Here is a 19,429-nt window from a genome sequence, read left to right as displayed (position 1 = left end):
ACTGCGGGGCTCCGCTGCGCTGCGCTCCTCGCGCTCACGGGTCTGACCTTTCGTTCGCGACTGCGGGGCTCCGCTGCGCTGCGCTCCTCGCGCTCACCGGCCGGTCCGTTCGACGTGGGCGGTGCGGGCGTCCTTGCGGACCTCGAAACGCACCGGGATCCGCTCGGCCAGCGCCGGCACGTGGGTGACCACGCCGACCATCCGGTCACCCCGGGCCGCCAGGCTCTCCAGGGTCGCGGCGACGATGTCCAGGGTGGCCGCGTCGAGGGTGCCGAACCCCTCGTCCAGCACGATCGACTCCAGGCTGGCCGCCGTGGTGGACATCCCGGCGAGCTGCTCGGACAGCGCCAACGCCAGGGCCAGCGACGCCTGGAACGTCTCCCCGCCGGAGAGCGTCCGTACCCCCCGGCGCAGCCCCGCGTCGTGGTGGTCGACCACGAAGAACTCGCCCTTGTCGTGGACCAGGTCGTACTGCCCCTGGGACAGCTCCCGCAGGATCCGGGAGGCCCCGTCGACCAGCAGGTCCAGCGCCTCGGCCAACAGCCAACGCTCGAAGTTGTTGGCCCGCAGGTGCCCGGCCAGCGCCCGCGCCGTGCGCGCCTGCCGCTCGTGCTCGGCACGTTGTTCCCGCAGCTGGAGGGCTTGCGCCCGGCGCTCGGTGATCCGCCGCAGGTCGGCCTCGGCCCGCTCGGTGGCCACCGCCACCGCCTGCGCCGGGTCGTCGGCGGGGCGCAACCCGGCGGCGGTGAGCAGGCCGTCGATCCGTTCCTCGACCGCCTCGGCGGCCGACTGAGCCTCGCTCACCGAGGCCACCAGCCCGTCCCGGTCGACCCGTCGCTTTCTGGCCTGCGCACCGGCCCAGTCGACCAGGGTCGCCCAGGCGGCGGCCACGTCGTCCCGGTCGGCGGCCGGTGGACCGAACCGGGCCAGCCCGTCCCGGGTGCCGTCGAAGTCCCGCCAGGCGGCCCGTAGCCGCTCCTCGGCGGTGTCGGCAGCCCCCCGGGCCCGCCGGGCGGCGTCCCGGCCGGTCCGTACCCCCGCCGCCGCCTCGTCCAGCGCCTGCCGCAGCCGGGCGTGCTCGGCGAGCTGGTCGCGCAGCGCCGCCGGGGTGGCCGCCCCGGCGAGCTGCCCGGCCAACTCGGTCAACCGGCCGTGCAGTTGGTCGTGCTGGGCCCGCAGCCGGACCAGCGTCCGGTCCCGCTCCCGGGCCGCCGCGTCCCGCTCCTCGACAAGCGCCTGCGCGGCCTTGCTGGCCGCCCGCGCCGCCTTGCCGGCGGCGGTCGCCGCGGCCACCGCCGAGCCGGCCGGCATCGCCGGCACCCGGGGCACCGACTGCGCGCAGACCGGGCAGGTCGCGCCGTCGACCAGGTGCGCCCGCAACGCGACCGCCTGGTCGGTGGCCTTGGCCTCCTCGTGCGCCCGGAACGCCGCCTCCAGCTCGGCCTCGGCCCGCGCCGCGGCCTCCCGGGCGACGTCGAGCGCCGCGACCGCCGCGTCGTGCGCGGCCCGCGCCGCGTCCAGCGCCGTCCGGACGGTGTCCGCCTCGCCTGTCAACCGCTCCGCGTCGGCGTACGCCCGCAGCAGCAGCCGCAGGGCGCTCTCGTCGCCTGCGCCGGCCAACTCGCCGCGCAGCTTCTCCTCCCGCTCCTCGGCCAGCGCCACCGTGCGGGCCGCCCCGTCGACCGCCTCCCGTGCGGTGCTCACCGCGCGGGCCACCTCGGCCACCCCGGCCGGGGCGCGCACCCCGGCCAGCCCGGCCAGATCGGCGTCGAGCGCGGCCAGCGCCGCGGTGGCCTCGCGCGCCGCCGCCCGTGCCCGCTCCCGCTCCGGTACGGCCACCGCGACCGCCCCGGACAGCTCACGGATCCGCTCGACCTGGGCGGTGGCGTTGGCAAACGTCTCGTCGTCGACGTCGGTCAGCCCGCCGAGCACCCGGGCGACCGCCTCCAACTTCGCCTCGGCCTGCCCTGCGCGTTCGGTGGCCCGCTTCTGCACGTTCTCGTAGACGCCGAGGCCGAGCAGGTTGACCAGGATCTGCTGCCGGGTGGCCGGCTTGGCGTGCAGGAAGTCGGCGAACTGCCCCTGCGGCAGCACCACGCAGGAGGTGAACTGCTCGTACGGCAGCCCGACCGCGTCCAGCACGGCCTGTTCCATCTCGGCCGGGGTGCCCGCCACCACCTCGCCCAGATCCTCCGGGCTGAGCCCGGTGTCGAGCTTGGTGATGTCGAACCCGGGCGGCATCAGCTGCAACCCGGCGTTGGCGGTCTTGACGGTGCCCCGGCCGTCCCGGCGGACCACCCGGGTCGCCACATAGCGGTCGCCGGCCGACTCGAAGACCAACCGGACCCGGGCCTCCACCGCCGACGGGGCGAGCGCGTTGGCCAACCCCCGGGCGCCACCCCAGCGCGGCACCGAGCCGTAGAGGACGAAGCAGATCGCGTCCAGCACCGTCGACTTGCCCGAACCGGTCGGCCCGACCAGGGCGAAGAAGTCCGCGTCGGTGAAGTCGACAGTGGTCTCGTCGCGGAAGACGGTGAAACCGGCCAGGTCCAGCCGCATCGGTCGCATCAGCGGTCCACCTCCTCCAGCAGCTCGTCGAAGAGGTCCCGGACCCCGTCGTCGTCGTGGCCCCGGCTGCCCAGGTAGTCGGCGAACAGCTCGCGGGGGGAGCGGCCGGCCCGCTGGGCGACCCGGGTGCCGCTGCCCGGCGTGGGCAACAGCTCCGGGTCGATCCGGATCTCCAACGCGCGGGGGAACAGCTCCTGCACCTCCTCACGCAGGCCGGCCCGGGGCTGCTCGCGGACGAACACCCGCAGCCAGCCCTCCGGCGGGGACGCCTCGGCGAGCTGGGCGAGGGTGCCGCGTACCGTGCGCAGCGGCACCGCCGCCGCCACCGGCACCTCCCGGATCCGGGCGGCGGAGTGCGCGCCCACCTCGACCAGCGTCACCGAGCAGACGTTCTCCTGCTCACCGAAGTCGACAGCGAGCGGGCTGCCGCTGTAGCGGACCGGGCACGGCCCGATCACCCGCTGCGACCGGTGCAGGTGCCCCAGGGCCACGTAGTGCGCGGTTCCCGGGAAGACCGACGCCGGCACCGCGTAGCCGAGCACGGTGTGCGCGTCCCGCTCGCCGCCACCGGTGGTCGCCCCGACCACTGTGAGGTGGGCGGTGACCAGGTGCACCCGGTCCGGCTCGCCGAAGCCCTCGGTCAGCTTCGCCAGCACCCGGCCGAGGTGGTCGGCGTACGTCTGGGTGGCCTCGGCGGCGGTCAGGTCGTACATCTCCACCGCGCGGACGGCGTACCGCTGGGAGAGGAAGGGCAGCGCGGCGAGCTGCCAGCGCTCGCCGTCGGCGGTGACGCCGTCGATGACGTGCTCGGCGGGATTTTCCCGGACCCCGCCGCGCAGGGTGATGCCGGCCGCCTCCGCCCAGGGGCGCAGCGCGTCGAGGGCCTGGCCGTTGTCGTGGTTGCCGCCGATCGCCACCACGTCGGCCCCGGTCCGGCGCAGCGCGGTCAACGCCCGGGTGACCAGCCGGGTCGCCTCCGGGCCGGGTGCGGCCGTGTCGTACAGGTCACCGGCGACGATGACCAGGTCGGGGCGCTCGTCGTTAGCGATCTCGATCACCCCGGCCAGTACCTGCTTGTGCTCCTCGGCCCGGGACTGTCCCTTGAGCACCTTGCCGACGTGCCAGTCGGAGGTGTGCAGGATCTTCATGGCTGCCAGCCCCCTAGAACGGGATGTCGTCGTCGGCACCGCCCGAGCCGACCACGGCGAACGGGTCGATCGAGCCGGTGATCGAACGCAGCGTCTCCGACGGGGCCCGGCCGGCCTCGGAGACCCGGGTCGCCCAGGCCGGGAAGGGGAACTCCAGGCAGAGCGGGACCGGGATGTCCGGCTGGTTGACGAACATCGTGCCCGGCTTGGCCAGCAGGGCGCGTTGCCGCTGGGCCGGCGGGAGGAAGCCGTACTCCGGGCGGGACGCCTCGGCCGGGTCGAGCCGGCCCACCACCCGGATCGCCGAGTTGGTGACGATCCGCCGCTCCACCTCGCTCGCCGTCTGCTGCGCGCCGACCAGGATCACCCCGAGCGAGCGGCCCCGCTCGGCGATGTCGAGCAGCACCTCCTTGATCGGGGAGGAGCCCTCGCGCGGGGCGTACTTGTTCAGCTCGTCGAGGACGACGAAGAGCAGCGGCTTGGCGGTGCCGGCCTTCTCCTTGCGCTCGAACTCGCCGCGCAGCGTCACGCCGACCACGAAGCGCTGCGCGCGGTCCGGGAGGTTGTGCAGGTCGACCACGGTGACCTGGGCGCTCTCGGCGGTGTTGATCGCGTGCGGGCGGCGGGTGGCCAGGTCGCCCCGGATCAGCCGGCCCAGGTCCTTCTTGCTGCCGATCAGCCGGCGGGCGAAGGCGTTGACGGTGCCCAGGCCGACCGCGCTGCCCGCCCAGTCGCCGCGGGTCTCGTCGTCGTTGAGCTGCTCGACGACGTGGTCGACCAGGTCGGCGTAGGAGCCGAGCCGCACCCCGTCGACGCTGACCCCACCGTCGGCGGGCTGGGCGTAGCGGGCCAGGTGGGCGGTGACCGAGTGGACCACCATCGTGTACTGCTGGCGTTCGTCGTCGGCGTCGGCGAAGACGTACGGCAGGAGCCGGTCGGCGCAGAACTCGCTGAGCGTCCAGTAGAAGGCGTCCACACCGGTGAGCCGGCTGCTCACGTCCGGGGTGCCGGCGGCGTCACCGACCCGGGGCGGGGCGTACACCCGCACGTCGGGGAAGGCGCCGGCGGCCAGCCCCAACTTGGCGTACGCGGCCCGGGTGGGATCGTCGAGGCGGGCGTTGGGGTGGTCGAGGAAGAGCAGGTCCTCGCCCTTGACGTTGAAGATCAGCGCCTTGGCGTTGACCGCGTCGCCGCCCAGCACCCCGGAGCGGAAGACCGAGTAGAGCAGGAAGGTGGCGAAGCTGGTCTTGGTGGCCACCCCGGAGATGCCGGAGATGGAGACGTGCGCCCCCCGGCTGCCGTCGAGGAAGTCGGCGTTGAGGTAGACGGGGACACCGTCGCGGCCCATCCCCATCGGGATCCGCCGCTCCATCCGGTCGAAGTGCAGGGCGCGGGCCCGGGCGTCGCCCTCGGCCCGGTAAACCGTCGCGCCCGGCGCGGGCGGCACGTACAGCTCGGGGTCGACCCGGGTGGTGGTGATCTCGGCGGCCTCCTGCACCTGGGCGGGGAGGGTGCCGTCGGCGATGGCGAAGACGTCCGACTCGAACTGGGCGCCCTCGTGCCGGGCCCGGACCTGGGTGACCACCCCGGCGATGGTGACCGGTTCCCGGTCGGGCAGCTCACGGCGGGTGACCACCACGTCGTCGAGCTGGAGGTAGCTGCCCGGCGAGACGGCCGTCCAGAACTGCAACGGGGTGGCGTCGGCGGTGCCGAGCACCCGGCCGACGGGCTCGCCGGGGCTGTCGATCCGGCCGTCGATCCGGTCGTCGGTCATCCGCGGGCTCCGGTCAGCTGGTCGTCTCGGTCAGGGCACACGCCTGCATCCTGCCCGAGGAGTGCGACAGGTTGCCACGCGACGCGGCGTACGCCACCGGCGGGCGGCCGGTCGGGGGCCCGCCCGCCGGCGCCCCGGCCCCCGATCCGGTGACCCCCAGGGGCCGGGGCGTCACCGTCGGTCGAGAAGTTGGCCGCGGGTGACGTCGTTTCGGCAGGTGGCGGGGGGTGACGGAAATACCCCGAAAAAATCTCGGGCCAAGGCGTGACAGAAGAGGGCCGGTTGGGCTGAGAATAGCCACAGCCGATATCGAGGATCTTCTTTCCTTCGATGCCGGTCGTCACGTCCGTAACCTGCGGACATGTGGCTGGCCCACGGTCCACCACCGTCGGGTCACCGTCAGTCGGCACCCCCCCGACTGTCCCTGTGGAGGCAGAACCCCGATGCGCCGAACCCCCCTGATGAGCGGCCTCGCCACGGCCGCCCTGCTGGCCACCGTCGTCACGGTGCCCACCGCGGCCACCGCCGCTCCCGCCGGCTCCGCCGACCCGTTCGCCCGCGCCGTCGCCCAGCTCAAGGCCCACCCCGGAGCCGGACTCGCCGCCGACGGGCAGACGTTCACCCCGCGCAACGTGGTGACCGACGCCGACGGCACCCGGCACGTGCGGCTCAACCGCTACTCCGACGGCCTGCCCGTCCTCGGCGGCGACCTGGTCGTCCACCTCGGCAAGGGCGACTCGTGGCGGGGTGCGACCCACCGCCTCGCGGGTGCCCCGCAGCGCGCTCCGAAGGCCAAGGTCAGCCAGGCCGCCGCCGGCCGGATCGCGTCCGCCGTCTCGACCGCCGGCGGTCGCTCCGTCGCCGGTACCCAGCTCGTCTTCGACGCCGGCGACACCGCGACCACCCTCGCCTACGAGGTGGTGGTGGGCGGCACGCACGCCGACGGCACCCCGAGCGAGCTGCACGTCCTGGTGGACGCCACCACGGGCGCGGTCCGCGACTCGTGGGAGGGGGTGCAGCGCGAGGGCACCGGCAACACCTACCACTCGGGTACGGTCTCGGTCGGCAGCAACCTCTCCGGCAGCACCTACCAGCTCGCCGACCCGGCCCGGGGCAACCACCGCACCTACGACCTCAACGGCGGCACCAGCGGCACCGGCACCCTGGTCACCAGCACCAACAACGTGTTCGGCAACGGCACCCTGACCAACCGGCAGACCGCCGCCGCCGACGCCGCCTTCGGCGCGCAGAAGACCTGGGACTACTACAAGAGCGCGCACGGTCGCAACGGCATCCGCAACGACGGCGTCGGCGCGTACAGCCGGGTGCACTACAGCAGCAACTACGCCAACGCGTTCTGGCAGGACTCCTGCTTCTGCATGACCTACGGCGACGGCGGGTCCGGCTGGTACCCGCTGACCTCGCTCGACGTGGCCGGGCACGAGATGACCCACGGTGTCACCAGCAACACCGCCGGGCTGCGCTACAGCGGCGAGTCCGGCGGCCTCAACGAGGCGACCAGCGACATCTTCGGCACCCTGGTCGAGTTCTCCGCCGGCAGCGCCAAGGACCCGGGTGACTACCTGATCGGGGAGAAGCTGCGCAGCAGCGGCGTGCCGCTGCGCTACATGGACAAGCCCTCCAAGGACGGCAGTTCGGCGGACTGCTGGAGCAGCTCCGTCGGCCGGCTGGACGTGCACTACTCCTCGGGCGTGGCGAACCACTTCTTCTACCTGCTCGCCGTGGGCAGCGGCACCTCGTCGTACGGCACCAGCACGACCTGCAACGGCAGCACCGTCGCCGGCATCGGCAACACCAAGGCCGGGGCGATCTGGTACCGGGCGCTGACCCGCTACATGACCACCACCACCAACTACAAGGGCGCCCGTACCGCGACCCTGTCGGCCGCGACCGACCTGTACGGCGCCACGAGCACCGAGTACAAGACGGTCGCCGCCGCCTGGGCGGCCGTGAGCGTCAGCTGATCCCGGGCCGGCGGCGACGGCTCCTTCTCCGTCGCCGCCGGCCCCTTCCGTGCGTGACGAGGGGCGTGGGCAGGTGCCCACGCCCCTCGTCACGCACGGGGGCCGTGGAGCTGATCAGCCGGCGGGCGCGGCCCCGGCCGGCGGGGGGCCGGGCACGTCGCGGGCATAGCGCAGCATGAGTACGCCGTCCGCGGCGGCCAGCGCGTGTCGCAGCGGCAGCGAGCGGGGTGGGCTGTCCGGACCGGCGGTGATCCGCCCCGGACCGGCCCCGGCCAGCAGCGGGGCGACGGTCAGGCAGAGTTCGTCGACGAGATCGGCCGTGGTGAGCGCGCCGAACAGCTGTGGACCGCCCTCACAGAGCAGCTGGCCCAACCCCCGTCGGCGCAGCGCGGCCAGGCCGGCGGCGAGGTCGACGGCGTCCCGGCCGACCCGGACCAGGTCGACGACGTCGGCGAGCCCCGGGGGCGCCACCGCCGTCTCGGTGGTCAACACCACCGGGCGTGCCGGGGCGTCGGCGAAGGCGGCCTGGGCGGGGTCGAGCCGCAGCGACCCGGAGACGACCGCCAGTGTCGGGTACTCGGCCAGCCCGTGTGCGCGTCGCCAGGCCCGGCGGGGCGCGTCCAGCCGGACCGCCCGGTAGCCCTCGTGCCGTAGCGTGCCGGCGGCCACCAGCAGCCCGTCGCACTGCATCCGGAGCAGGCCGAAGACCCGCTTGTCCGGCTCACCGGAGAGGCCGGCGGAGTAACCGTCCACGGTGACCGCGCCGTCGGCGCTGGCGACGAAGTTCACCCGCAACCGGGGGGTGTCGGCGCGGGCGTAGAGCGCGGTCAGGTCGGCGTCGTCCAGCTGTCCGGTGGCTGGCGTGGGCCAGACCCGCCAGATCGGCATCCCGGCGCTCATTCGCCGGCCGGACCGGTGACCGGCGGGGTGGGCGCGGGGGTACGGTGCTGACAGTCGCACCACTTCCGGCCCGGGCAGTCGTCGTGCCGCCGCTGCCGGCACGCTCGGCAGATCATGCCGGCAGCCTATGCGGTGGGTGGAGTGGTCGGCGTGCCGCGTCGGATCTTCCCGCTGAAGGTGGCCCGCACCGGGTCCGGCGGCGGCCGCGACCATCATGCTGAGCCGTTTCGGCTGGCCCCCGCCAGCCCGGGCACCGCGTCCCGGTCATCATATCGAGTGAGATAAACGCGATAGCTGGTAACGATCTGGGAACGCTCCCAACTGTCTATTGACACCCCCGACACCTCCCGGCAATCTCATGGGAGCGTTCCCAAGGGCGTGGTGCGGATCACCCGAGACCACCTCCGACCGACCGGCGGCCGACGTCGGGCCGGCCCGGGACGCGCTACGGCACCCCCCACCACACCCACCCAGCCTCACCATCGAAAAGGGGTCAGGATGAGCGTCACCACGCGGCGTAACCGCTTCGCGGTCGCCGCCCTGGCCGCGGTAACCGCCATCGGCGGACTCGCGGCCTGCGGCAAGGACGACGACGCCAAGGAGTCCGGCGGCAAGCCCAGCAAGCTGGTCGTGGACACCTTCGGCGAGTTCGGATATGACGAGATCGTCAAGCAGTACGAGAAGGACACCGGCATCAAGGTTGAGCTGCGCAAGACCGCGCAGCTCAACGAGTACCGGCCGAAGGTGGTCCGGGCGCTGGCCACCGGCAAGGGTGCGGCGGACGTGACCGCGCTCGAAGAGGGCATCCTCAACGAGTTCAAGACGAACCCGGCCAACTGGGCCGACCTGGCGCCGCTGATCGCCGACCACAGCAAGGAATACCTGCCGTGGAAGTGGGAGCTGGGCAAGGCGGCGGACGGCCGGCTGATCGGCCTGCCCACCGACGTCGGCAGCCTGGCGGTCTGCTACCGCAAGGACCTGTTCGCCGCGGCCAAGCTGCCGACCGAGCGGGACCAGGTGGCGGCGCTCTGGCCGGACTGGAACGCCTTCATCGAGACCGGCAAGAAGTACCGGGCCGCCACCAACAAGGGCCTGATCGACTCGGTCACCACCGCGGCCAGCGCGGTCATGGTCCAGCAGGGCGGTGACCTGTTCTACGACAAGGAGGACAACGTCGTCGCCGACAAGAGCGCGGCGGTGAAGACCGCGTGGGACACCGCTGTCGCGATGTCCGACGCGAAGATCTCCTCGAAGAGCGCCACCTGGTCGCCCGAGTGGTCCGCCGGCTTCAAGCAGGGCACCTTCGCGGCCACCTTCTGCCCGTCGTGGATGCTCGGTATCGTCGCCGACAACTCCGGGCCGGAGAACAAGGGCAAGTGGGACGTCGCGCCGGTTCCCGGCGGCGCGGGCAACTGGGGCGGCTCCTGGCTCGCCGTGCCGACCCAGAGCAAGTTCCCCAAGGAGGCGGCGAAGCTCGCCGAGTACCTGACCAACGCGAAGAGCCAGGTCGAGGCGTTCAAGCTCAAGGGCCCGCTGCCGACCAACCTCGAGGCGCTGAAGAACCCGGACTTCACCGGCTACACCAACGAGTACTTCAGCGGCGCGCCGACCGGCAAGATCTTCGGCGAGAGCGTCGAGAAGATCCAGCCGCTGCACCTCGGCCCGAAGCACCAGGCGATCAAGGAGAACGCGTTCGAGCCGGCGCTGCGCTCGTACGAGAACGGGCAGTCCCCCAAGGACAAGGCCTGGGAGCAGTTCCAAAAGGACGCCAAGACCCAGGGCGCCTTCTGATCACTGCACCACCACCGGCGGTGGCGTCCGGGCATGTCCCGGGCGCCACCAACGGCGTCCCGTTGCACGTACCGCCCGCCGCACCGGCCCCGCCGGAGCCGGGAAAGGACCCCGCATGAGCCTCTCGGCCACGACGGCACCGCCGTCGCCCAGCGCACCACCTCCCACACCTCCCCGGCGGCGCAGCCGGGCGATCACCCTGAACCGCCTCGACCTCAAGCTCTCGCCCTACCTCTACATCGCCCCGTTCTTCGTGATCTTCGGCATCTTCGGGTTCTACCCGATGCTGCGCACCGCGTGGATGTCGCTGCACGACTGGAACCTCATCGGCGACCACACCTTCATCGGGTTCGACAACTACACCCGGCTGTTCGGCGACGAGTACTTCTGGAACGCCACGATCAACACGTTCGGCATCTTCTTCCTGTCGACGATTCCGCAGCTGCTCCTGGCGCTCTTCCTGGCCACCATGCTCAACCGCACCTTCCTGCGGGCCCGGACGCTGTTCCGGATGGCCATCTTCATGCCCAACGTGGTCTCCGTGGCCGCCGTGGCGATCGTCTTCGGCATGCTCTTCCAGCGCGACTTCGGCCTGATCAACTGGATGCTCAGCCTGGTCGGGGTCGACGCGGTCGACTGGGACGCCCAGAAGTGGAGCTCCTGGACGGCCATCGCCTCGATGGTGAACTGGCGGTGGACCGGCTACAACACGCTGATCCTGCTGGCCGGCATGCAGGCCATCCCGAAGGACCTCTACGAGGCAGCCGCGATCGACGGCGCCAACCAGTGGAAGCAGTTCTGGAAGATCACCCTGCCGATGCTGACCCCGACCTTCGTCTTCGTGGTCACCCTCTCCACCATCGGTGGGCTCCAGCTCTTCACCGAGCCGCTGGTCTTCGCCAACGGCAACATCATCGGTGGCGACCAGCGCGAGTTCCAGACCCTGGCGATGTACATGTACGAGCTCGGCATCGAGAACCTCAGCACCGCCGGCTACGGCGCCGCGGTGGCCTGGGCGATGTTCGTCATGATCGCCCTGGTCTCGCTGGTGAACTTCCTGCTCGTCCGCCGTTCGGTGAAGTGAGGACCGCGCCGTGAACCAGGCATCCCAGCGCCTCTGGCGCACCAGCCCGCTGCTCTACATCGCGCTCGTCGTCGCGGTGCTCTTCTCGGTCTACCCCTTCTACTACATGGTGGTCATCGCCACCCGCAGCCTCGACCAGATCAACGACGTGCCGCCGCCGTTCACCCCGGCCGGCGAGTTCGGCGCGAACTTCGGGCGGGTGCTCGACAATCCGGCGGCGAACTTCCTCACCGGCCTGCTCAATTCGGTGATCGTCTCCGCGGTGGTCACCGTCTCGGTGGTGATCACCGGGTCACTGGCCGGGTTCGCCTTCGCCAAGCTGCGGTTCCGGGGCCGCAACGCCCTGCTGCTGACGATCATCGTGACCATGATGATCCCGACCCAGCTCGGCCTGATCCCGCTCTGGGGCATGATCCAGGACTTCGGCTGGTACGACACCCTCCTCGCGGTGACCGTGCCCTTCCTGGTCAGTGCCTTCGGCGTGTTCATGATGCGGCAGTACGCCATCCAGGCCATCTCCGACGAGCTGATCGAGGCCGGCCGGGTCGACGGCGCCAGCACCTTCCGGATCTTCTGGAACATCGTGCTGCCGGCGCTGCGCCCCGCCGCCGCCGTGCTCGGCCTGCTCACCTTCATGGAGACCTGGAACTCCTACCTGTGGCCGTACGCCGTGCTCACCCCCGAGAACCCGACCCTGCAGGTGTCGCTGGCGTTCCTGTCCTACGCCTACTACACCGACTACTCGCAGGTGTTCGCCGCGACCGCCGTCGGCACCGTGCCGTTGGTGATCGTGTTCATCCTGTTCGGCCGCCAGATCATCGGCGGCATCATGGAAGGCGCCGTCAAGTCGTGAGCAACCCGACCCACCCGCCCGCTGTCGGCGTACTCGACCAGGGGCCGGAACTGACCTTCCCGCCCGGCTTCCTGTGGGGCGCGGCGACCGCCGCGTACCAGATCGAGGGGGCCGCCGCCGAGGGTGGCCGGACCCCGTCGATCTGGGACACGTTCAGTCACACCGAGGGGCGGGTGGTCGCCGGGCACACCGGCGACGTGGCCTGCGACCACTACCACCGGATGCCCGACGACGTGCGGCTGATGGCCGAGCTGGGCCTGAAGTCGTACCGGTTCTCGGTCTCCTGGCCCCGGGTGCAGCCCGGTGGTTCCGGTGCGGCCAACCAGGAGGGCCTGGACTTCTACCGGCGACTCGTCGACGAGCTGCTGGCCAACGGCATCGAGCCGTGGCTCACCCTCTACCACTGGGACCTTCCCCAGCCGCTTGAGGACGCCGGCGGCTGGCCGGCCCGGGACACCGCCGCCCGGTTCGCCGACTACGCGTCGCTGCTCGCGGACGCCGTCGGTGACCGGGTGAAGTACTGGACCACGCTCAACGAGCCGTGGTGCTCGGCCTTCCTCGGGTACGGCTCCGGGGCGCACGCCCCCGGCCGCTCCGACGGGGCGGACTCGGTCCGGGCCGGGCACCACCTCATGCTCGGGCACGGGCTCGCCGTGCAGGCCCTGCGGGCGAAGCTGCCGCAGGCCCAGCTCGGCGTGACGGTCAACCTCTACCCGGTCACCCCGGCCAGCGACGCGCCCGCCGACGTCGACGCCGCCCGCCGGATCGACGGGCTGGCCAACCGGTTCTTCCTCGACCCGCTGCTGCGCGGGTCGTACCCGGCGGACCTGACCGCCGACCTGAGCGGGCTGACCGACTTCGGGCACGTCCGCGACGGCGACCTGGAGATCATCTCCACCCCGCTGGACCTGGTCGGCGTCAACTACTACAGCCGGCACGTGGTGGCCGCGCCGGTGCCCGGCGAGGAGCCGGAGAAGTACTGGCGGGCGCCGTCCTGCTGGCCGGGCAGCGAGGACGTCCGGTTCGTCACCCGGGGCGTCCCGGTCACCGACATGGACTGGGAGATCGACGCCCCGGGCCTGGTGGAGACGCTGCGCCGGGTGCACGAGGAGTACACCGACCTGCCGCTCTACGTGACCGAGAACGGCTCGGCCTTCGTCGACACGGTGCAGGACGGTCGGGTCGACGACGTCGACCGGTTGGCGTACTTCGACGCCCACCTGCGGGCCTCGCACGAGGCGATCGCGGCGGGAGTGCCCCTGCGGGGCTACTTCGCCTGGTCGCTGATGGATAATTTCGAGTGGGCCTGGGGCTACACCAAGCGCTTCGGGATGGTCTGGATCGACTACGAGACCCAGGCCCGGATTCCCAAGTCCAGCGCCAGGTGGTACGCCGAGGTGATCCGACGCAACGGTCTGGCCGCACAATAGGCAGAGGCCAGCCAGCATTCCGGACGGCCCCGCCGCGCCGCCCACCCCCGGGGGCGGCCGGCGGGGACCGTCCGACGTCGGAGGAGCAGACGATGACAACGCAACGCACCCGGTCACTCGGGCGCCCGACCCTCGACGCGGTCGCCGCCCGCGCGGGTGTCGGGCGGGGCACGGTCTCCCGGGTGGTCAACGGCTCACCCCAGGTCAGTCCGGAGGCGCGGGCCGCCGTCCAGCAGGCCATCGCCGAGCTGGGGTACGTCCCGAACCGGGCGGCCCGGGCCCTGGTCACCCAGCGGACCGACTCGGTGGCCCTGGTGGTCTCCGAGTCGGGGGAGCGGGTCTTCACCGAGCCGTTCTTCGCCGGCATCGTCCGGGGCGTCAGCTCCGGCCTGCTGGAGACGCCGCTGCAACTCTGGCTCGCCATGGTGCAGTCCCCGATCGAACGGGAACGGGTCGAGAACCACCTGACCAACCAGCACGTCGACGGGGTCCTGCTGCTGTCGCTGCACGACTCCGACCCGCTGCCCACCCTGCTGGAGGAGCGCGACCTGCCCACCGTGCTCGGCGGCCGACCGGCCCGGATGCTGCGCCACGGCGCCCGGCCGTCCTGGTTCGTCGACGTCGACAACGTCGGCGGTGCCCGCAACGCGGTGCAGCACCTGGCGCGGCGGGGCCGCCGGCGGATCGCCACCATCGCCGGCCCACAGGACATGGGCGCCGGCCTGGCCCGGCTGGTCGGCTACCGGGAGGCCGTGGAGGCCACCATCGGTGGGCTCGACCCCCGCATGATCGCGTACGGGGACTTCAGCGAGGGCAGCGGCGCGGCCTGCATGAAACGGCTGCTGGAGGCCTGCCCCGAGTTGGACGCCGTCTTCGTCGCCTCCGACCTGATGGCCTTCGGTGCGCTGCGCACGCTGCGCGAGGCGGGCCGTCGGGTGCCCGAGGACGTCGCGATCATCGGCTTCGACGACTCCCCGGTCGCCCAGCAGGCCGATCCGCCGCTGACCACTGTCTTCCAGCCGGTGGAGGAGATGGGTCGGCAGATGGCCCGCCTGCTGGTGGCCCGGATCCGGGGCGAGGACGTGCCCACCCCGCAGCTGCTGCTGGACACCGAGCTCATCCAGCGTGCCTCCACCTGAAGCGCTTCGACAGCGCCGGTGCCGTCACCGGGTCGCGCCGGGTCGGCGGGTCAGGACCAGCGGCGCAGTTCCCGCTTGGCCAGGGACGACCGGTGCACCTCGTCGGGGCCGTCGGCGAGCCGTAGGGTGCGGGCCTGGGCCCAGAGCCCGGCGAGCGGGGTGTCCTGGCTGACGCCGGCGCCGCCGTACCCCTGGATCGCCTTGTCGATCACCCACTCGGCCATCGCCGGCGTGGCGATCTTGATGGCCTGGATCTCGGTGTGCGCGCCGCGGTTGCCGACCGTGTCCATCAGCCAGGCGGTCTTGAGCACCAGCAGCCGGGCCTGCTCGATGCGCACCCGGGACTCGGCGATCCACTCCCGGACCACACCCTGCTCGGCCAGCGGCCGGCCGAACGCGATCCGCTGGTTGGCCCGCCGGCAGAGCAGTTCCAGGGCCCGCTCGGCCATCCCGACCAGGCGCATGCAGTGGTGGATCCGGCCCGGCCCGAGCCGGGCCTGGGCGATGGCGAACCCGGCCCCCTCGTCGCCGATCAGGTTCTCCGCCGGCACCCGGACGTCGGTGAAGTCGATCTCGGCGTGCCCGCCGTGCGGGGCGTCGGAGTAGCCGAAGACGGTCATGCCCCGGCGGACGTGCACCCCGGGCGTGTTCCGGGGCACCAGCACCATGCTCTGCTGGCGGTGCCGGTCGGCGGTCGGGTCGGTCTTGCCCATCACGATGAAGATCTCGCAGCGCGGATCCATCGCCCCGGACGACCACCACTTGCGCCCGTCGACCACGTACTCGTCGCCGTCGCGGACGATCCGGGTGGCGATGTTGGTGGCGTCGGAGGAGGCCACCTCCGGCTCGGTCATGCAGAACGCCGAGCGGATCTCCCCGGCCAGCAGGGGGGTGAGCCACCGTTCGCGCTGCGCCTCGGTGCCGAACTCGGCGAGCAACTCCATGTTGCCGGTGTCCGGGGCGGCGCAGTTGACCGCCTCGGGGGCCAGGTGCGGGCTGCGACCGGTCAGCTCGGCGAGCGGGGCGTACTGGAGGTTGGTCAGCCCGGCGCCGTAGCGCGGATCGGGCAGGAAGAGGTTCCACAGGCCGCGCCGGCGTGCCTCGGTCTTCAGCTCGTCGAGCACCGGGGACCGCGCCCACGGGTCACCCGCCGCCGTGACCTGCTCGGCGTGCACCGGCTCGGCCGGCAGGACGCACTCGTCCAGGAACGCGCCGAGCCGCTCGCGCAGCTCGACGGTGCGCTCGTCGTACCCGAAGTCCATCAGTTCCCCCCGACCGCGCGCAGACCGTGCTCGACAAGCGGCGGCACCATCTCGCCGATCCGGTCGAACCCACCGCCGAGGGTCTGCCCGAGGGTGTGCCGGTAGTGGATGCCCTCGCAGATCACCGCGAGCTTGAAACAACCGAGCGCCAGGTGCCAGTGCAGCGGCCCCACGTCGACGTCGCTGCGCCCGGCGTACCTCTCGATCAGCTCGGTGCCGGTGGGGAACCCCGCGCGCGGGCCGAGCCCGTCGGCGACCGGGTTGCCCTCGGCGAGGTCGCTGTCGCCGAGCACGTCCCAGTAGGTGAGCAGCAGCCCCAGGTCGGCCAGCGGGTCGCCCAGGGTGGCCATCTCCCAGTCCAGCACCGCCCGGACCGCCACCGGGTCGACGGTGGTGAGCAGGTTGTCCAGCCGGAAGTCACCGTGCACGATCCGGCCGGCGTTGACCCCCTCGGGCACCGAGGCGGCCAGCGCGTCACGCAGCTCGTCCACCCCGGGCAGCTCCCGGCTGCGGGACCGGTCGAGCTGGCCGGCCCAGCGGCGTACCTGCCGGCCGAGATAGCCCTCGGGGCGACCGAAGTCGGCCAACCCCACCTCGCCGGGGTCGACGGTGTGCAGCGCGGCGAGGGTGTCCATCATCGCCCAGGCCAGGTCGCGGCGCTGCCGGTCGGTGAGCGGATCGGTCTGCTTCCGGGTGCGCAGCACCTCGCCCGACACCCGCTGCATCAGGTAGAACGGTGCGCCGATCACCGCCGGGTCGGCGCAGCTCAGCAGCGCTTCGGGCACCGGCACGGCGGTCGGCGCGAGTGCGGAGATCACCCGGTGCTCACGGGCCATGTCGTGGGCGGTGGCCAGCACGTGCCCCAGCGGTGGGCGACGCAGGACCACCTCGTGCTCGCCGCAGCGCAGCAGGTAGGTCAGGTTGGACTTGCCGCCGGTGATCAGGCTGGCCCGCAGCGGCCCGTCGGCCAGCTCCGGCCGGTGCGCGGCCAGCCAACCGCCGAGCCGGTCGAGATCCAGCCCCGGCGGCGATCCGGCCTGCGGTGCCCCGGCCTGCGGTGCCCCGGCCTGCGGTGCCCCGGCCTGCGGTGCCCCGGCCTGCGGTGACCCGGTCGGCGGTGCACCGCCGGGGAGGCTGCCGCCGGGGGGCGCGTCGACGGCCGGCTCGGTCATCCGACTAGTTGATGGCAGGTCAGCCGGGTTGTCAAGGTCGACAATTTTCCGCCCGGGACATGCCACGGCAACAGGGGCGAAATGGTCAGCCGGCAGGCTGGGAACCAGCCTGCCGGCCGTGTGCGGTCGGCCCGCCGAGCGGAGGGACAGACATGTTGCTGAGAGTTCGGGTGACCCTGCCGGACCGACCCGGGACACTCGGCCAGGTGGCCCGCACGCTCGGCGTCTCCGGTGCCGACATCGTCCAGGTGGTGGTGCTGGAACGCCTCGGCGGCCGGGCGGTCGACGACTTCACCGTCGTCTGGCCGGGCGCCGCCCGGGTCGAGGGGCTGCTCGCCGGTCTCGCCGCCATCCCGGGGGTACGCGTCGACGGGGTGTGGCGGGCGATCGGCGCGCCCACCACCACCGGTCAGGACGCAGAACTGCTCGCCCAGGTGGCGGCGAACCCCACCGACGGGGTGGCCACCCTGGTCGACGCGGTTCCCGGGCTGCTCGCCGCGGACTGGGCGGTGGCTGCCGTCGTACCCCTCGACTGGGCCTCACGTGCCGGTGGTGGGACGGCGACCGTCGGCCACGCCAGCTGGCGTGCCCCGGAGCCGCCCCGGTTGCCCGAGGTGACCCCGCTGCGGGCCCGCACGCTGACCGTCGCCGACGGCACGCACTACGCGATCGCGCCGTTCGGGCGGGCCGGTCTGGTGCTGGTGGTCGCCCGGGACCACGCCGAGCCGCTGACCGCCGCCGCCTTCCACGCCACCGAGGTGGACCGGCTCGCCCAGTTGGTCCGGGCCAGCGCGGTGATCCTCGGCGACCGGCTCGACCTGGTCGGGCCGCGGTCGGTGACCACCGTCACCTGACCTGGGCGAACGGTTGCCGCTGCGACACCGCCGGGCAACGCCACGGCAACAGGCGCCGGGCAGGGTTGGTGGTGGGGAAGGGAGTGGACATGGCGCTGTGGCGAATCCGGGCGACCGTGGACGACCGACCGGGCTACCTGTCGGTCCTCACCGCGAGTCTCGCGTTGCGGGGGGTCAACATCCTCACCGTGCAGGTGCACACCACCGAGGTCGGCGCGGTGGACGACTTCCTCGTCGACGCGCCGGACGCACTCGGTGAGGCCGACCTGATCGCGGCCGTCGAGCGGGGGCGGGGCCGGGACTGCTGGGTGGCGCGCAGCGAGGCGCGCGGCCTGGTCGACCAGCCGACCCGGGCGCTCGGGCTGGCCACCCGGCTGGTGCGGGACCCGGAGCAGACCGGTGAGGTGCTCCGCACCACGCTCGGCGCGGACGAGGTGATCTGGCGGCCGACACCCGCCGTGGCGCACGACGCGGTGGGCACCACGACCATGCTGCTCACCGACCCGGCCGGCGGCTCGTATGAGTTGCGTCGGCAGGCGCCCAGCTTCACCCCGGCGGAGTACGCCCGGGCGCAGGCGCTTGTCGAGTTGGCGGCGGCGGTGGCCCGGCGGGACGCCGACCGGGTGACCCTGGTGCTGCCCGACGGGGCGGAGCTGACCGTCCGGCCGGCGACCGCCGACGACCTGGCGGGGGTGGTGGAGCTGCACGAGGGGTGCTCGGCGCAGAGCCGGCAACGGCGTTACCTGAGCGGGGCGGCACTGCCCTCGCCGAGCCGGCTGCGTCGACTGCTGGAACCGGCCCGGGGGCTGACCCTGGTGGCCACGACGACGGCCGGCTCCGGCGGGGCGGCGGAGTCGGTCGTCGCGCTGGCCAACCTGCTCGCCGAGGGTGACGAGGCGGAGGGGGCGCTGCTCGTCCGGGACGACTGGCAACGGCGCGGCCTGGGCACCGCGCTGCTACGCCGGCTGCTCGTCCACGCGGAGCGGGCCGGGTACGCGGCACTGGTCCTGCACACCCAGGCGGAGAACACGCCGATGATCCGGACGGTGGCCCGGCTGGGCCGGCCCGCGCCGATCGAGCGGGACGGCGCGTTGCTCACCGTGACCGTCCCCCTGGTCACCCCGGCGATTGGCGGCCCGGTCACCGACGGGCTTTCGCGCCCCGGCGCGACCGTGAACGGCCCCCGGTGGACGACCCCCGACGGTGGGGGCCTACTGACTCCCACCGAGGCGTAACAACGACCCGTACGGCACCGGGCGGGGGCATTCCTCCCGGTGCATGGCCGAACTCCGATGCGGAGGACGGTACAGAGGCAGGGCCCCCGGTGCGGGGGCCCTGCCCATGTCCGGCCCCGACTGGTTCCCCGGGTGCCGTGGATGTCGTGTGGTCGTCCGGGCCCGGCTGGTCCCACGGTGCCGTGGATGTCGAGTGGTCGTCGGGGTCCGGCTGGTCCCACGGTGCTGCGGACA

General features: G+C 72.8%; 14 protein-coding genes. 8 read left to right on the top strand and 6 right to left on the bottom strand.

Features of this window, described 5'->3' with window-relative positions; genetic code table 11:
• Positions 1-93: 93 nt before the first annotated feature.
• The 3 genes from OHQ87_RS16095 to OHQ87_RS16085 are packed head-to-tail and all read right to left on the bottom strand — an operon-like array spanning position 94 to position 5,490.
• A complete protein-coding gene (locus OHQ87_RS16095; protein ID WP_328338680.1) occupies positions 94-2,568 on the bottom strand; it encodes an SMC family ATPase in 2,475 nt (824 codons plus the stop codon).
• Positions 2,568-3,716 carry an exonuclease SbcCD subunit D gene (locus OHQ87_RS16090; RefSeq protein ID WP_328338679.1) on the bottom strand — a complete coding sequence of 383 codons (1,149 nt, stop codon included), beginning with the start codon at positions 3,714-3,716 and terminating at the stop codon, positions 2,568-2,570. Before OHQ87_RS16090 ends, OHQ87_RS16095 begins: the two co-directional genes overlap by 1 nt.
• A gap of 13 nt (positions 3,717-3,729) precedes the next feature.
• Positions 3,730-5,490, bottom strand: coding sequence for an ATP-binding protein (locus tag OHQ87_RS16085; RefSeq protein WP_328338678.1), 1,761 nt, complete (start codon positions 5,488-5,490; stop codon positions 3,730-3,732).
• 443 nt (positions 5,491-5,933) lie between these two features.
• On the opposite strand from OHQ87_RS16085, the gene OHQ87_RS16080 reads away from it, so the two are divergent.
• Entirely contained in the window at positions 5,934-7,475 is a 1,542-nt protein-coding gene (locus OHQ87_RS16080; protein ID WP_328338677.1) for a M4 family metallopeptidase, read from the top strand.
• Positions 7,476-7,589: 114 nt separating this feature from the next.
• On the opposite strand, the gene OHQ87_RS16075 is transcribed toward OHQ87_RS16080, so the two are convergent.
• Positions 7,590-8,375 (bottom strand): pyrimidine reductase family protein, encoded by a 786-nt coding sequence (locus OHQ87_RS16075; RefSeq protein WP_328338676.1) that lies wholly within the window; start codon positions 8,373-8,375, stop codon positions 7,590-7,592.
• 498 nt (positions 8,376-8,873) lie between these two features.
• Between OHQ87_RS16075 and OHQ87_RS16070 the strand changes: the two genes are divergently transcribed.
• From OHQ87_RS16070 to OHQ87_RS16050, 5 genes are all read left to right on the top strand, one after another.
• A complete protein-coding gene (locus OHQ87_RS16070; RefSeq protein WP_328338674.1) occupies positions 8,874-10,166 on the top strand; it encodes an ABC transporter substrate-binding protein in 1,293 nt (430 codons plus the stop codon).
• Positions 10,167-10,281: 115 nt separating this feature from the next.
• A complete protein-coding gene (locus OHQ87_RS16065) occupies positions 10,282-11,250 on the top strand; it encodes a carbohydrate ABC transporter permease (RefSeq protein ID WP_328338672.1) in 969 nt (322 codons plus the stop codon).
• 10 nt (positions 11,251-11,260) lie between these two features.
• Entirely contained in the window at positions 11,261-12,103 is an 843-nt protein-coding gene (locus tag OHQ87_RS16060; protein ID WP_328338670.1) for a carbohydrate ABC transporter permease, read from the top strand.
• Positions 12,100-13,533, top strand: coding sequence for a GH1 family beta-glucosidase (locus tag OHQ87_RS16055; protein ID WP_328338669.1), 1,434 nt, complete (start codon positions 12,100-12,102; stop codon positions 13,531-13,533). Before OHQ87_RS16060 ends, OHQ87_RS16055 begins: the two co-directional genes overlap by 4 nt.
• Before the next feature lie 92 nt (positions 13,534-13,625).
• A complete protein-coding gene (locus tag OHQ87_RS16050; RefSeq protein ID WP_328338668.1) occupies positions 13,626-14,672 on the top strand; it encodes a LacI family DNA-binding transcriptional regulator in 1,047 nt (348 codons plus the stop codon).
• Positions 14,673-14,722: 50 nt separating this feature from the next.
• On the opposite strand, the gene OHQ87_RS16045 is transcribed toward OHQ87_RS16050, so the two are convergent.
• Complete coding sequence (locus tag OHQ87_RS16045) at positions 14,723-15,934, bottom strand: acyl-CoA dehydrogenase family protein (RefSeq protein ID WP_328338666.1); 1,212 nt, start codon at positions 15,932-15,934, stop codon at positions 14,723-14,725.
• Positions 15,934-17,106, bottom strand: a complete 1,173-nt coding sequence (locus OHQ87_RS16040; protein WP_328338664.1) for a phosphotransferase family protein — start codon at positions 17,104-17,106, stop codon at positions 15,934-15,936. Before OHQ87_RS16040 ends, OHQ87_RS16045 begins: the two co-directional genes overlap by 1 nt.
• Positions 17,107-17,258: 152 nt before the next feature.
• Between OHQ87_RS16040 and OHQ87_RS16035 the strand changes: the two genes are divergently transcribed.
• Positions 17,259-17,960 (top strand): amino acid-binding protein, encoded by a 702-nt coding sequence (locus OHQ87_RS16035; protein ID WP_328338662.1) that lies wholly within the window; start codon positions 17,259-17,261, stop codon positions 17,958-17,960.
• Positions 17,961-18,049: 89 nt separating this feature from the next.
• Complete coding sequence (locus tag OHQ87_RS16030; RefSeq protein ID WP_328338661.1) at positions 18,050-19,195, top strand: GNAT family N-acetyltransferase; 1,146 nt, start codon at positions 18,050-18,052, stop codon at positions 19,193-19,195.
• The last annotated feature ends 234 nt before the right edge of the window (positions 19,196-19,429 follow it).

This window comes from Micromonospora sp. NBC_00421 (assembly GCF_036017915.1).
Classification (GTDB): domain Bacteria; phylum Actinomycetota; class Actinomycetes; order Mycobacteriales; family Micromonosporaceae; genus Micromonospora.
The sequence above is the reverse complement of the archived record's forward strand: the minus strand, read 5'-3'. Positions and strand labels throughout refer to the sequence as shown.